The 14,770-nt window shown below is 47.1% G+C and carries 9 protein-coding genes; all 9 read left to right on the top strand.

Features of this window, described 5'->3' with window-relative positions; translation table 11 throughout:
• Nucleotides 1-640 precede the first annotated feature (640 nt).
• The 9 genes from G589_RS20470 to G589_RS20460 all read left to right on the top strand — a co-directional run bounded on the left by G589_RS20470 (nt 641) and on the right by G589_RS20460 (nt 14,693).
• Nucleotides 641-4,687 carry a clostripain-related cysteine peptidase gene (locus G589_RS20470; protein ID WP_035776486.1) on the top strand — a complete coding sequence of 1,349 codons (4,047 nt, stop codon included), beginning with the start codon at nt 641-643 and terminating at the stop codon, nt 4,685-4,687.
• A gap of 390 nt (nt 4,688-5,077) precedes the next feature.
• Nucleotides 5,078-5,857: an EFR1 family ferrodoxin gene (locus G589_RS0116875; protein ID WP_026522949.1), complete on the top strand. Its 780-nt coding sequence runs from the start codon at nt 5,078-5,080 to the stop codon at nt 5,855-5,857.
• A 177-nt stretch (nt 5,858-6,034) separates the two neighbouring features.
• On the top strand, nt 6,035-6,712 hold the full coding sequence (locus tag G589_RS0116870) for a DUF3990 domain-containing protein (protein ID WP_026522948.1): 678 nt from the start codon (nt 6,035-6,037) through the stop codon (nt 6,710-6,712).
• Entirely contained in the window at nt 6,690-7,325 is a 636-nt protein-coding gene (locus G589_RS0116865) for a helix-turn-helix domain-containing protein (protein WP_026522947.1), read from the top strand. The genes G589_RS0116870 and G589_RS0116865 overlap by 23 nt, the downstream gene beginning before the upstream one ends.
• A 68-nt stretch (nt 7,326-7,393) precedes the next feature.
• Complete coding sequence (locus G589_RS0116860; protein ID WP_026522946.1) at nt 7,394-9,130, top strand: phospho-sugar mutase; 1,737 nt, start codon at nt 7,394-7,396, stop codon at nt 9,128-9,130.
• Nucleotides 9,131-9,293: 163 nt separating this feature from the next.
• Nucleotides 9,294-10,664 (top strand): glycosyltransferase family 2 protein, encoded by a 1,371-nt coding sequence (locus G589_RS20465; protein ID WP_051192519.1) that lies wholly within the window; start codon nt 9,294-9,296, stop codon nt 10,662-10,664.
• A 3-nt stretch (nt 10,665-10,667) separates the two neighbouring features.
• Complete coding sequence (locus G589_RS0116850) at nt 10,668-11,633, top strand: glycosyltransferase family 2 protein (protein ID WP_026522945.1); 966 nt, start codon at nt 10,668-10,670, stop codon at nt 11,631-11,633.
• A 39-nt stretch (nt 11,634-11,672) separates the two neighbouring features.
• A complete protein-coding gene (locus G589_RS0116845; protein ID WP_026522944.1) occupies nt 11,673-13,079 on the top strand; it encodes an undecaprenyl-phosphate glucose phosphotransferase in 1,407 nt (468 codons plus the stop codon).
• Between the two features lie 204 nt (nt 13,080-13,283).
• Entirely contained in the window at nt 13,284-14,693 is a 1,410-nt protein-coding gene (locus G589_RS20460) for an LCP family protein (RefSeq protein WP_035776484.1), read from the top strand.
• Nucleotides 14,694-14,770: the final 77 nt, after the last annotated feature.

The following is a 14,770-nucleotide window of genomic DNA, read 5'->3' as shown; positions in this document are numbered from 1 at the left end:
CATCCTATGTGGAGTGATAGAATGTGTATACGGATTCTGAGCAATCACTTCGATTTGCTCGCTTGTGTAGCTTGGTTTTCTTTTTGGATTCATACAGATTCCCCCCTTTGCTCATTATACCAGCAAAGACAGCCTAATCTGTGTCCACATATCGGAAATGTAATAGATATTTCCTGGAAAGTATATTTTTTTACTGCCCATTTCGTGTCCACGTCTTGAATCTGCTGCAAAAATACTGCCTAAATAGTTTTAATGACGTGTCCACTTTCTGGGGTCCATTTTACACTAGCGCCTACTGTCTGCAAGACTTTTTTAGACAAGGACAGTAGGGAACTTGCCTGAAACTGTGAACTGCCTACTGTCCAGAAGTGAAAAAAGCACAGGGACAGTTAAAAATGATGAAAAATACAGTGTTAACTTTTGCTAACAACATGATTCGTAAGAAAAAACTACTGTCTATAAAGAAAAATAAGAAAAGGACAGTAGCCATTGCGAATTTCGGCCAAAATTATAAAGGAAATCATCATCTCTGAAATTACGTTTTGTATTAATGGTTATTTAATACACATTTAACCACAGTTTAATAGCAGCCGCCAGAATCAAGGCGTATACTGACGTTATAATCAGGAGGAATGTCGCTATGAAGACCTTTAGACAGCTGCTAGCCATTATCTTAACAGGAGTTTTTGCATTTACATCCGGAATTGTAAGTGACAGCAACTCCATAATCTCCATGGCAGCTGAGGTTGCTGCGGTAAAAGAGTTATCGAACCTCTTTCCTGCAGGGACAATTCTGCATTCTGATACATTCCCGGGACTATCCGTTACATATAATTCCAAGACAACCTACGTAGTTAAGGAAGGTAAGAACAACATTGCCCTTTCCGTTACTTTGCTGGATCCTGTTCTTGCAAAGAAGAGCGTCCCTGCCCTGAAGATCGTGTTCGGAGAAGTTGAGATCCCCACAAACATCGGGCAGAAAAAGGAATCCACAACTACCGTAATCGGCGTTTCGACCTCCGCTTATGAAGCCCGTCTCGTTGATGTGGATGACATGGATCTGTTTGGCATATTCATGAATGCCACAAATGGCGATGCAAAGCAGGCCATTGAAGCTTATTCGGAATTCATCATGATCATGAATGAGCTGTTTCAGTACATGTACGATAATGGCCTGATTGATATCTTCGATGGGATGAGCCTTAATGAAATCGAGGAATACATCGATAATTATGAGTACGAAGATAATGAGGACTATGACGATTCAGGCAGCGACGACCCATCTGGCGGCGATGACCCTTCCGGCGGCGATGAACCCATTGAGCCTGATTTCAACAGGACAATCCTGGTCTACCTCGACGGAACTGACTTGGAGTCAAAGTATGGATTTGGTTCAAAAAATCTTTTGGACCTCCTTGGGGCTAACATCCCCGATAACACCAAGGTCCTTGTTGTTACAGGCGGAACCCTTAACTGGCACATGAGTGACATGGACACTTACATTGACTATGTCAGAGCTAAGTTTTATCCGGATAAGTCTCAGTCAGAGCTCACACCTGCAGAGAAGGCAAGAGTTGAAAGCGAAGCTAACAATCTCTTTTCCAAATACAATACAAACATTAACGGCCTCCAGTTATGGGAGGTTTGCAATAACGGTTCGTACAATCAGCTGGTGAACCGCCAGACTTATGTGGGACAGTACATGACCGATCCACAGTTCTTTTCCCGCATGATCGACTACGGCGCTTCCTACGCGCCTGCGGATAAGTATGACCTGATCATCTGGGATCATGGCGGAGGATACCTGGGCTACGGCGCGGACGACATTTTGTGGGAGTATAAAGAAGCTCATCCGGAGCAGCAGGGGCTTCCTGATTCCACGTTTTCGCTGGAACAGATAAGGCAGTCTCTTACTGGCAGCAGCTTCATTCAGAACGGTGGCAGGTTTGATCTTATTGGCTTTGATGCCTGTCAGATGGGCAATTACGAGGTGGTTACAACTCTTTCGCCCTATGTGCAGTACTACATTGGTTCTGAGGAAAACGAGCCCGGCGCCGGCTGGGACTATGTTGCTTTCATGAATACCCTTGGGGCAAATCCTGATATCAGCACGGTTGACCTCGGAAAAAAGATTGTCGACAGCTATATTGCTCAGTACAGAGATGGCCAGTCAACTCTTTCCCTTGTGGATATGGATAAGGTGGATGCCCTTGATGGGGCACTTTCGCGGTTTGCGACAGCTCTTTTACAAGAGGTTAAAGACTCAGACAGGAAATACTACGATATACTTGATATTGTCGGCACCGAGTCGCACTTTGCGACCAAGAACGGATTTAATTCGTCGAATTATCTTGATCTCAGGAGATTTGTGGCGCCATTTGTGAGTGGTGATTTCTCGCAGGGGCTTAAGAATGCCGGACAGTCGGTTCTTGATGCCCTGGATGACTGCGTTCTTATGGCAAAGTATCTGCAGCCTGATGTGATCAACGGTGGTCTTAGCATCTACTTCCCGCTGGAGGCCTACTATGAGAGGGATTCCGAGAAGGAAGGGGAGGTTTACCTGAACGAGTCTGCCGCCGAAGCTCTCGAGGTTTACAACGAGGTGAACGTAAATGCTGATTACAAGCTCGTAGTGGCTAGAATGGCGCTGGCCAATATCGCAGGTAAGCTCATTGGTCTGGACTGGTTGTCCGGGAATGTTACTGATACCGACTCACTTGTTGAAAACATAAAGAGTAGCGACCAGTGGGAGGGTAGCTGGAAGATGATCTATGAGACTTCCGCAATTGATGAGCAGGATCCCGATGATCCGACTTTGAAGATTTTTGAAAAGATCCTTGAAGACCGCATCACTACTGATAAGATCACGGTTACGGTTCCTGACCCCGACGATCAGGGATATTACTCAGAGGATGCAACGGTTGTTATTAGTGATTCGGATCCGGTAACTGTGGGTGACACGATCCGCGTTAAAGTTGAGCTGTCTGATGGTGATGAGAAGCTTGGTTCTATCGGTAATACCAACCGCTACTCGTCCATCAGCGCGAAAGATCAGGATTCGTCTGCATTTAGCGTCGGCGCGTTTAATCAGGTCTGGTACCTTCTGAACAACCAGATATGCAGCATGTACATCACCAAGATAAATGAGGACGGCTCATATTCGGGCTACATCCCTGTTTGCTACTGGGTTGATGCAAGAAGCGCTTCCAACGTTGACATGGAAGATGGCGAGACCAGAACCGAGTACTTAAAGAGACAGGCCGGCGATGACAAGGTCAGCACGATTTATCTGAATGTTACTTCAGATGCTGCAGGTCAGGTGATGTCGGTAGTTGGTTACAGCCAGGTGGATTCTTCCACAGGCGAAGTTGGTATCAACGAGACAGATTTGGATTATCTTGAAAATAGATATTATGAGCTTTTGGGCGGAGCGGACAATTTCTATACCGTAGCCGAGACCCCGAAGGTTTATTCCCTTGGTACGATACTTTACGAGGAAAATAAGGCCCTCTCCATCACAACAAGCTATGTTGATGGACTAGAGAATTCTTATTATGTAACTGACGTCTTCGGCAATGAGTATGAACTCAGCGACGCAAACCTTGGCGAAGGAAACGGGCTTGATAACTATGCGGAGCCTATCCCGGATGAAGCGCTCGACGATGCGATGACCTGGGAAAAGAGCCAGGAAGAAGCCGAGAGGATCAGACAGCAAGCCGAGGCGGATTACGAGAGTCAGGAGGACGATGCTGAGGACGAGCCTTTGGCAGACGGTACCAATGGCCCTAATAGGGCTGCGGTAAAAGAGAATAAGGAAGAGCCGGTGAGTGCGACTAAGGCGGAAGAGGAAGCTGCGACGGCAGCGACTGCTGAGCCCACAGCTGAAGCTGCACCGGCAGCGGAGGCTGAGCTGGCACCGGAGTCTGCGCCTACTCCTGCACCTACGCCTGCTCCGACTCCAGAACCTGAGCCAGTGCCTACTCCAGCACCAGTGCCTGCACCGGAACCAGAGCCTGTGCCTGTGGAACTTCCTGCAGTAGTCAGCATGGATGAGCTGGCAGCAGGACAGGGAGGAGCAATAGTTGTCAGCGATAATGAAGTTATAATTCCTTATGTTGAGCCTGAGATAGTTGAGCAGCCGGTAGTGGCTGAACAGCCTGCAGTTACTGAGCAGCCTACAGCGCCTGTACAAACTACAGCAGATACACAACAAGCTGTTGCAACAGGACAGACAACAACATCTGAACAGGCAGCAGCTACAGAGGATTCTGCTTCAGATGATAAATCAAATGTTAAAGACACTACAGAAACAGAGGCCTCAAAACCTGGAGAATCTGAACAGACAGAGATCTTTAAACCTGAAAATTCTGGAGAAACAGATGCTTCTAAAATTGTAACCTCTGAAGAAACAGATTCTCTTAAGTCTGGAAGTCCAGATCAAACAGATACGCCTGCACTTGAGACACCTGCAGACCCGGCAGAGAACCCTGAACCACAGCCTGCCATAGACCACGAGGATTCAATGCCGACAGAGCCTGAACACGCCACTTCTAATAATAGCTCTTCAGAAGATGCTAATAGTGGAGCAGGCGATGACAACTCCGATGATGCAACACCTGTCCAGGAAGTTGCCTGCCAGTTACCTACTGACGGCTCCGGAAATTCCTCTGACAACGAAGAGGGATGATGCTCGCGGAAAATTACATCACAAGGCGTGGCTGACAGCCCTACTGGTTGGATTTGATTTTTAAATTACATAACAAAAAATCTCTATATGAAAATTAGTTGGAAATTGCAAAGACTTTTCAAGGCCATGGGTCAAGTAAATTTGATGCCTAGCTCTTTTCCTACATCACAAGCCCCGGCCTACGGATGTTCTGTGATGAACTACTGGAAGAAATTTCAAAAGGTCTTTTTGCAAATTCCAACTAATTTTTATATGCAAAAGTCTTGTGGGGTGGTCGGAATTCCGTTTCCAACCAAGACTGTCATATTAAGGCCCTTGTGATGTACCCGGGCTTTCACCTGTGTTAAAATAATAGATATAAAGCAACACATTTTTACTGGGAGGTTTCTTATGGCAGAGAACGTAATCTTTTATTTTTCAGGCACCGGTAACTGCCTGGATATCGCAAGAAATATAGCAAAGGGAATCGGCGGCGCAGACCTTGTAAGGATCAAGAAGGGCATGACCACTACTGATGTTACGAGCGCCAAGAAGGTAGGCTTTGTATTTCCGTGTTACGGCGGCGGAGCACCGGAAGATGTCCTTAAATATGCAAAGCAGATCAAGGTAAGCCCAAGCGCCTACACTTTTGGTGTGACTTCCTGCGCAGCATACAAGGGAACAGGTCTTTCAAGACTTAACAAGATAATTCCTCTGAAATACTGGAGTGTGATCACACATCACTGCAGCTGCATCTGGCTTTTCCCGCATAACCTGATGATGCCACGCCTATCAGTGGGTGAGGCAGAAGCCAGAAGTAAGGACCTTGCAAGACTGATAGCCAAGGACGTTATGGATGGCAAGACCAAGAGAAGGCCCGGCCTTAATATCTTCAACGCCATTGAGAACGCAGGATTTTCCAAGATTCTCCAGAAGAAGGCTGGGGAATTCGAGGTTAACGACAACTGCATCGCCTGCGGACAGTGTGCAAGCATCTGCCCCAGAGGCAATATCAAGATAGAGAACAATAAGGCTGTCATCGGCACAGATTGTACCCAGTGCCTTGGATGCCTTCAGTACTGCCCAAGGAACGCCATCTCCATCGGCGACGTTTCCAAGAAGCGTGAGCACTACCACAATCCGCATGTGAAAGCCGGTGAGCTTGCACAAGGCGCAGAGCATATCGGATAAGAAAGTCAGTGGTGAGTCAGTGGGGACGTAACAGTTTGACTCATTTTGTCATGACAAAATGAGTCAAACTGTTACGTCCCCACTGACTCACCACTATCTCGTTTGTTGAAAAAGTATCGCTACAGAGATATAATCATAGTATCTCTACAGCGATACTTTTTTCTTTTTATGGAGGCCATGAAATTGTTAATCTATCACGGCTCAGAGAGCATCATATATAATCCCGTCTTCGGCCATGGAACTTCCGCCAATGACTATGGCAGGGGCTTCTATTGCACAGAAGATCCCGAACTGTCCAAGGAATGGGCATGCAAGAGGAACAAGGACGGCTTTTCAAACTGCTATGAACTAAATACAAAAGGCCTCAATATATGTGACTTAAATGGCGGAGATTACAACATCCTCAACTGGATGGCACTCTTGACCAAATACAGAGGTTACTGGCAGCGCAAGAGCCTAGCTGAGGATGCTAAGGATTTTTTGCAGGAGAATTACCTTATCGATATCTCGGAATTCGATGTAATAAAGGGATATAGAGCTGATGATTCCTATTTCTCTTTTGCCCAGGATTTCATAATGGGAACTATATCGGTACAGAAACTGTCAGAAACCATGAGACTTGGTGGGCTGAACGAACAGATCGTATTAAAGAGTAAAAGAGCTTTCGACCAATTGTCCTTTAAATCCTACGAAGCAGCTGAAGCCGTAGTGTACTTCAATAAAAAAGAAACAAGAGACTTAAATGCCAGAAGAAGCTATCAGGAAATCAGGCCTTCCGCAAGCAGGCTTGATGAGATTTACATTTTGGATATCATGAGAGGAAATGTGAAAGATGAAGAACTACGCATATTCTGAGCTATATCTGCCACTTGCACAGAGAGTTATGGGCGACATGTACGACTACGCTGTCAACACACTCGGATTCAAGCTCCATGAGTTCCATAAGCTTTTCATGATCAGCAAAATGGCAGATCAGTTTGAAATAGGCAATTCCACATATGTCGCAGGCAAGAACGGCTGTGAAGTGGCAAGGGAAGTTATAGAATCCTGTACGGATCTTCACATAGATAAGCCCGATGAGATGCATGTTGATAAGTCTCCGGAGTATTGGACCGGCTGGGCGCTGGCATATTATCAGTGGATATCAAATGTCAAATATGAAGAAATCGACAGATGCGTTCCAATCGATACGATACGCGGGATGTATAAGACGATTCATGAAGCGGATGTGACAGTATTCGTTGACATGATGGATAAGGCCATGAAGGAGCACAGAGAGCAGTCGCGGCTAAAGAGACTTCGCGCCTATGCAGGCCTGTCGCAGCGAGCACTTGCAGATAAATCCGGAGTTCCGCTCAGGCAGATCCAGTTATTTGAGCAGGGCCAAAGAGATATCACCAGGACACAGGGACAAACTCTGCTTCAGTTGTCCAGAACATTAGGATGCAGCATGGAGGATTTGTTGTGACTCCCCCTGCATTTCATGGTATAATTACATAGTGCAAAAACAGCATGTTTATTTAAGGAGGAAAGGTAATGAGTGAAGCTACAAAGCAGCTGGAGTACTGGCTGAATGACGACTATTTTGATCAGGAAACAAAAGATGAACTTCTTGCTATTCGCAATAACGAAGCAGAGGTTGAGGATCGTTTTTACAGAGAGCTTGAGTTTGGTACCGGCGGACTCCGCGGGGTAATCGGAGCAGGAACCAACAGAATGAACAAGTACACAGTAAGAAAGGCTACACAGGGCCTTGCTAACTATATCAAGAAGCACGGCGGACCTGACGCACCGAAGAAGGGCGTTGCCATTTCTTATGACTGCAGAAGATTTTCACCTGAATTTGCTGATGAGACAGCTCTTTGTCTTGCTGCAAACGGAATCAAGGCTTATGTCAGCGATATCTTAAGACCTACACCCGAGCTTTCATTTGCTCTTAGAGAGTTTGGCTGCATCGCAGGTGTTATGGTCACAGCATCACATAACCCGCCTGAGTACAACGGCTACAAGGTTTACTGGGAGGACGGCGCACAGGTTACACCTCCTCACGATACAGGAATCATTGACGAAGTAGTAGCCATCACTGATTACCATGACGTTAAGACAATGTCCAAGGAAGATGCCATCGCTGCCGGCCTCTATGTTTCTTTTGGCGAGGAGATCGACGACAAGTACATGGTTGAGCTCAAGAAGCAGATCATCCACCAGGACGTTATCGACGAGATGGCTGACAAGTTCACCATCGTATATACACCTTTCCACGGCACAGGAAATCTCCCTGTAAGACGTGTTCTTAAGGAGCTTGGATTCAAGAACGTATATGTTGTTCCGGAGCAGGAGCTTCCGGATCCCGACTTCACAACTCTTGACTATCCTAACCCCGAGGATCCCAAGGCGTTCGAGCTTGCTCTTAAGCTTGCCAAGGAGAAGGATGCAGACATCGTACTTGCAACTGATCCCGATGCCGACAGACTCGGTATTTATGCAAAAGACCTAAAGACCGGCGAGTACGTTGCTTTCACCGGAAACATGTCCGGAATGCTCATCGGTGACTATATCTTAAGAGAGCGTCAGGCTACAGGCACAATGCCCGCTAACCCTGCGTTCGTAACAACAATCGTAACAACCAACATGGCTAAGGCAGTTGCTGAGAACTACGGTCTTAAGTACATCGAGGTTCTCACAGGCTTTAAGTACATCGGCGAGCAGATCAAGCTCTTCGAGCAGAACGGCCAGTGCAACAACTATGTATTCGGTCTCGAGGAGTCCTACGGATGTCTCGCAGGAACCCACGCAAGAGATAAGGACGCTGTTGTAGCAGTTATGATGCTCTGCGAGCTCGCTGCTTTCTACAAGAAGCAGGGCAAGAGCGTTTGGGATGCTATGATCGATATGTACAACAAGTACGGCTACTACAAGGAAGGTCAGTACGCTATCACCATGAAGGGCAAGGAAGGCGCAGAGCAGATCGCAGCCCTTATGGACAAGCTTCGTAACGATCCTCCCAAGAAGTTCGGCCAGTGGACAGTTGAAGAGTTCCGTGATTACAAGACTCACAAGACCATCGACATGGCAACAGGCAAAGAGGGCGACACAGGACTTCCAACCTCTAACGTTCTCTACTTTGCGCTTGATAACGACGCATGGTGCTGCGCAAGACCTTCAGGCACAGAGCCCAAGATCAAGTTCTACATGGGCGTTAAGGGAAAAGACCTCGAGGACGCAGCTAAGCTCCAGGACGAACTTACAGAGGCAGTAAAGAGCTTCATCTAATCTCGAAAAATCAAACAAGGGGAGTCAATGGGGACGGTTCTCTTTGACTCCTTTTCGGCAAGGTGAGTCAGTGGGGACGTTTCAGTTTGACTCACGACCAAATAAAAAATAAAATAGGAGTCAAAAAGAACCGTCCCCATTGACTCCCCAAGGAAGTAACAACATGTCAATAAAAAATGCGGTCTCCAAGACAATAGCATACGCGAAGCGCAATGGTGTCAAGGCCGCATTTTTTGCTGCCATTGAGAGAGTATCCGACAACCGCAAGGACAATTACACCTTCACGCCTCTCTCCGAGGCAGTCCTTGCCGAGCAGAGGAAAGAGTACAAGATGCTGGCTCAGGCAGGAGATCTGGTGCGCTTTAGCATCGTGGTTCCGCTTTACAACACGCCCGAGAAGTATCTCAAGGATATGATTGAGTCTGTCATCGCCCAGACCTACGGCAATTGGGAGCTGGTGCTCTCTGACGCTTCCGAGACTCCTCTTGATGTGGCAAAAGAGTTTTCGGCATCAGATCCAAGAATCCGCTATTATCACCTCGATTCCAACGCCGGGATATCCGAGAACACTAACCGCGGCCTTGAAAAGGCAACCGGTGATTACATAGGTCTTTTGGACCATGATGATACCCTGACTCCTGATGCACTCTACGAGGTGGACAGAGTCATCAGAAAGAGCATGAAGACCAACAAGCTGGTCAAGTTCTCCAGCTGTCCGCTGCGTCTTATCTACTCGGACGAGGACAAGTACGACGACCATTCGGGCAGATACTACGAGCATCATGAAAAGCCCGCTTTTAACATGGACTATCTCATGTCCAACAATTACATCTGCCACTTCACAGTCATGAGGGCAGATATCATAAAGAGACTCAAGCTCAGGAAGAACTTCGACGGCGCCCAGGACTACGACTTATTCCTCCGTGCCTGCGCAGAAGCCACCCTGAACATGCCACTGGCAGCAGGACAGATAGCACACGTAAACAAAGTCCTCTACCACTGGAGATGCCACGACGCCTCAACTGCCGCCAATCCGGGCAGCAAAGATTACGCCTACGACGCAGGACGCCGTGCGCTTCAGGACCTGGCAGATAATTACAAGCTAAATGCCACAGCAGCGCAGCTTAAGCACGTCGGATTCTACAGACTAAATTACGGTGAAGATGTCTTTTCCAAAAGGGCAGACCTTGGCTGTATCGGCGGCAAGATAATTGATAAAAAGGGAAGAATCTGCGGCGGAATGTACCTTAAGGATGGAACTCTGGCTTACGACAGGCTCCCGGAAGGCTTTTCCGGAGGACTCCAGCACAGAGCAGTGCTCCAACAGGACGCCTACGCAGTTGATATAAGGTGCCTTAAGCTCAGGGATGAACTGATCCCTGTATTTGAGGAAGTCACCGGGCGAAAGGCCGACAGCTCTTTTGACGACCTGTCAGCAGAAGATATAAGAGCCATGAGTAACCGCTTAGGGAGCGAGATCAGAAAGCGCAGTTTCCGCATAATGTGGGATCCGCAGATCATAAAGAGGGTATAAGCTATGGGATTTTTGACAGTAATAATACCTAACTACAACGGGAAAAAATATCTCGGCGACTGCTTAAGGAGCCTGGAGAAGCAGACTTTTGTTGCCTTTGACGTCATTGTCGTTGACAACGGCTCCACAGACGGAAGCGTTGAATATATAAAAGAAAAGTGGCCAAACGTCGAGCTCATCGAACTTTCAGAGAACACCGGCTTTGCAAACGCAGTGAATGTGGGCATCAAGGCTGCAGACTCTGAGTATGTCTTTTTGCTCAACAACGACACCATGTGCGATGAGTACGTGCTTGAGAGGCTCATCAAAGTCATGGACAATAAGAAAAAGCTCTTTTCCGCACAGGCTAAGATGCTTCAGATGAAAGACCCCCACAATATCGATGATTGTGGCGATCTTTACTGCGCTCTGGGTTGGGCCTTTACACCCGGGAAGGATGCGGATAACAGCCACTTTAGTCGCAGGGAGTCCATAACCAGTGCCTGCGCAGGAGCTGCGATCTACAGAAAAGAGTATTTTGACAAGGTTGGTTACTTCGACGCGGAGCACTTCTGCTACCTCGAGGACGTGGACATCGGCTACAGAGCGCGTCTTAAGGGCTATGCCAACGTTATGGAGCCGACAGCTATCGTATACCACGTGGGCAGCGGATCCAGCGGCTCAAGATACAACGCTTTCAAGGTTGAGCTTACGGCGGCCAATAACCTGTTCCTTATTTATAAGAACATGGCTGCGTTCCAGCTCTTTATCAACTTTATTCCGATCTGCATCGGTATCGCCATCAAGCACGCCTTCTATGTCAGAAAGGGCCTGGGGAAAGCCCACATAAAGGGTCTTCTTGGCGGTCTTAAGAAGATTGCGAAGTTTGCAAATCACCGCGTGATCTTCGGCAAGAAAGAAATCATCAATGCGTTCAGGCTTCAGATCGAGCTTTGGGTAAATATTGGTCGCAGAATCATGAATGTGTGATATAATATCCCTAACTATGGGAAGGTATGGAAAAGTATTGTGATCAAGGACAATCAGGTACATCTCAATAGGGCGCATGTTATCGTGGACGGGCTTTTGGTGGCCGGTTCCTATGTGCTTTCCTACTATATCAAGTTTGAATCTATATTCGCAGATAAAAGGCCCGGCGGACGACTTTCGATGGAGACCTATTTTTCTGCGCTTTATTTTTTGGTTCCCGCGTACATTCTTCTTTATTATATGGTCCAGCTCTACACCTCCAGAAGGGCTCTGCGCCTCTGGGAGGAGTTTGTAGACATTGTCCAGGCTAACGTCATGGGTATCATCGGCTTTACGGTTATCCTGTATTTGCTTAAGCAGGGCGACTTCTCGCGATGGATGATGGCCATCTTCTTTGCTCTGAATATTACCCTGACGACCATCGCCCACTGGATGCTGCGTAAGTTCCTGCAGTTCATCCGCAAGAAGGGCTATAATATCAAGCATATTCTTCTGGTTGGATACTCAAGAGCCGCCGAGGCATACATCAGCAGGATCCTCGAAAATCCGCAGTGGGGCTATGTTATCGCAGGTGTTCTCGACGACTTTGTTCCCCTGGATACCAGCTACCACGGAATCAAGGTCATCGGCAAGATTGAACAGCTGACGGACCTTCTTGAGAAAAACAGTTTCGATGAGATCACCATCACCCTTCCTCTGAACGACTACGATCGCCTGGAGGAACTGGTTGCCGAATGTGAGAAATCCGGCGTTCATACCAAGTTTATTCCGGATTATACATCCCTCATTCCCAGCAGCCCATACACTGAGGACGTTCAGGGACTTCCTGTTATCAACATCAGGTATGTGCCTCTTACAAACTCTTTTAACAGATTTGCCAAGAGAACCATGGATATTGTGGGATCTCTTTTCGCAATTATTATCTTCTCACCTGTTATGCTTGCATCGGCCATCGCCATTAAGGTAACGAGCCCGGGACCGATCATTTACAAGCAGGAGAGAGTGGGCAGAAACGGCGTTCCTTTCATGATGTACAAGTTCAGGACCATGAAGGTTCAGACCGAAGCTGAGGAAAAGAAAGGCTGGACCACCAAGGGCGATCCCAGGATCACCAGGGTCGGTGGCTTCCTTCGAAAGACCAGTATCGATGAGATGCCACAGTTCTTCAACATCTTCATCGGTCAGATGAGCCTTGTTGGACCAAGGCCTGAGCGTCCTCAGTTCGTTGAGAAGTTCAAGGAGCAGATCCCCCGCTACATGGTCAAGCACCAGGTTCGCCCGGGCCTTACCGGATGGGCCCAGATCAATGGCTACCGCGGAGATACTTCTATCAGGAAAAGAATCGACTACGACATTTACTATATCGAGAACTGGACCATGGCTTTTGATCTCAAGATACTGCTTGGAACCATAAGGCACGGCTTCGTAAATAAAAATGCATATTAAGAGAGTGGGTGAGTCAGTGGGGACGTTTCAGTTTGACTCATTTTGCGCGGCAAAATGAGTCAAACTGAAACGTCCCCACTGACTCACCCACTCTCTCATTTTCTTTTGGGGTTGTAAATAGTACATATTTGTGGCAGAATATATTGGTGTTAATTTGCCATATTAGCATTAGCATGAATTTTTGTTGGGACGAGGAGACGTGTTATGTCAAACAGAGACGACGAATACTACGAGAGAGATAGTCGCAGACCATCTCGCAGAAACGATGACAGATACGACGATCGCTATGATGATAGATACGACGATCGTTACGATGACAGATATGATGATCGTTACGACGATTATGACGACAGACCAAGGAGAAGCGCACAGGGATCGGCAAGATCAGCTTCAGGCAGATCAGCTTCAGGTTCATCAAGAGATCCACACAGAACTTCTTCATCAAGAGGATCAGCTTCAAGAAGCTCATCTTCAAGACCTTCTTCATCAAGACCATCATCTTCAAGAGGCGGAAATGGCTCCAGAAACGGTGGTAACGGAAAGAGCGGTAACGGCGGAAACGGCAAGAAAAAGAACAACAAGAAGGCAATAATCCTTCTGGTAGCTGAGATGCTCGTTGCCTGCATACTTGTATATGTTGCTTACACTCTTTTCTTCAAGGTTGATGTAACCAAGGTTGGTAAGGTTAACCTGAACGAGGAAGCAATTACACAGAGTATTTCCGAGACTGTTGTTAATGATGAATCAATGAAGGGCTATACCAATATCGCACTCTTTGGTGTTGATGCCCGTGACGGTGAGCTCACCAAGAATACAAGATCCGACTCCATTATCATTGCATCTATCAACAATGATACCGGAGAGATCAAGCTCTGCTCAGTTTACCGTGATACTTATCTTAACTTAAGTAACGACACTTACACCAAGTGTAACGCAGCTTATGCTCAGGGTGGCCCTCTTCAGTCTATTTCAATGCTTAACATGAACCTTGACATGGATATCGAGGATTTCATCACCATCGGATTCAGAGGTCTTACAGACGTTGTTGACGCCCTTGGCGGAGTTACAATCGATGTTACCGATGCTGAGATTTCTCACCTTAATAACTACCAGTCCACAATGGCGCAGGAGCTCAAGCTTAACTACACACCTGTAACCAGCGCAGGAGTACAGACTCTTAACGGACTTCAGGCAACAGCTTACTGCCGTATCAGATACACAGCAGGCGATGACTTCAGACGTGCCGAGAGACAGAGAACAGTCCTCATGGCTTGCCTTGAGAAAGCACAGGGCATGAGCTACTCACAGCTCGAGACAGTTGCCAACAACGCATTCAAAGAGACTTATACATCACTTGATATCTCTGAGATCCTTGAGATGCTCAAGAATGTTGCCAAGTACAAGGTTGTTGATAACAACGGATTCCCTTACGAGGAGATGCGTGCGACAGGAACCATGGGTAAGGCAGGAAGCTGCGTACTTCCCGTTGACCTTCAGAGCAACGTTAAGTGGCTCCACAAGTTCCTCTTCAACGATGAGAGCTACGAGCCTTCATCAGATGTTCAGAAGTACAGCGATAAGATCAAGGGCGATGTAAGCAAGTACATCGGTTGATCTAAAGGCTTTAATACAGATTTTATGGGGCTGGGTTCTTATGAGCCCGGCCCTTAATTCTTCTTTATCTATTTGAG

The organism is Butyrivibrio sp. VCB2001 (assembly GCF_000423965.1).
Classification (GTDB): domain Bacteria; phylum Bacillota; class Clostridia; order Lachnospirales; family Lachnospiraceae; genus Butyrivibrio.
This window is presented reverse-complemented; position numbering and strand designations above follow the sequence as displayed.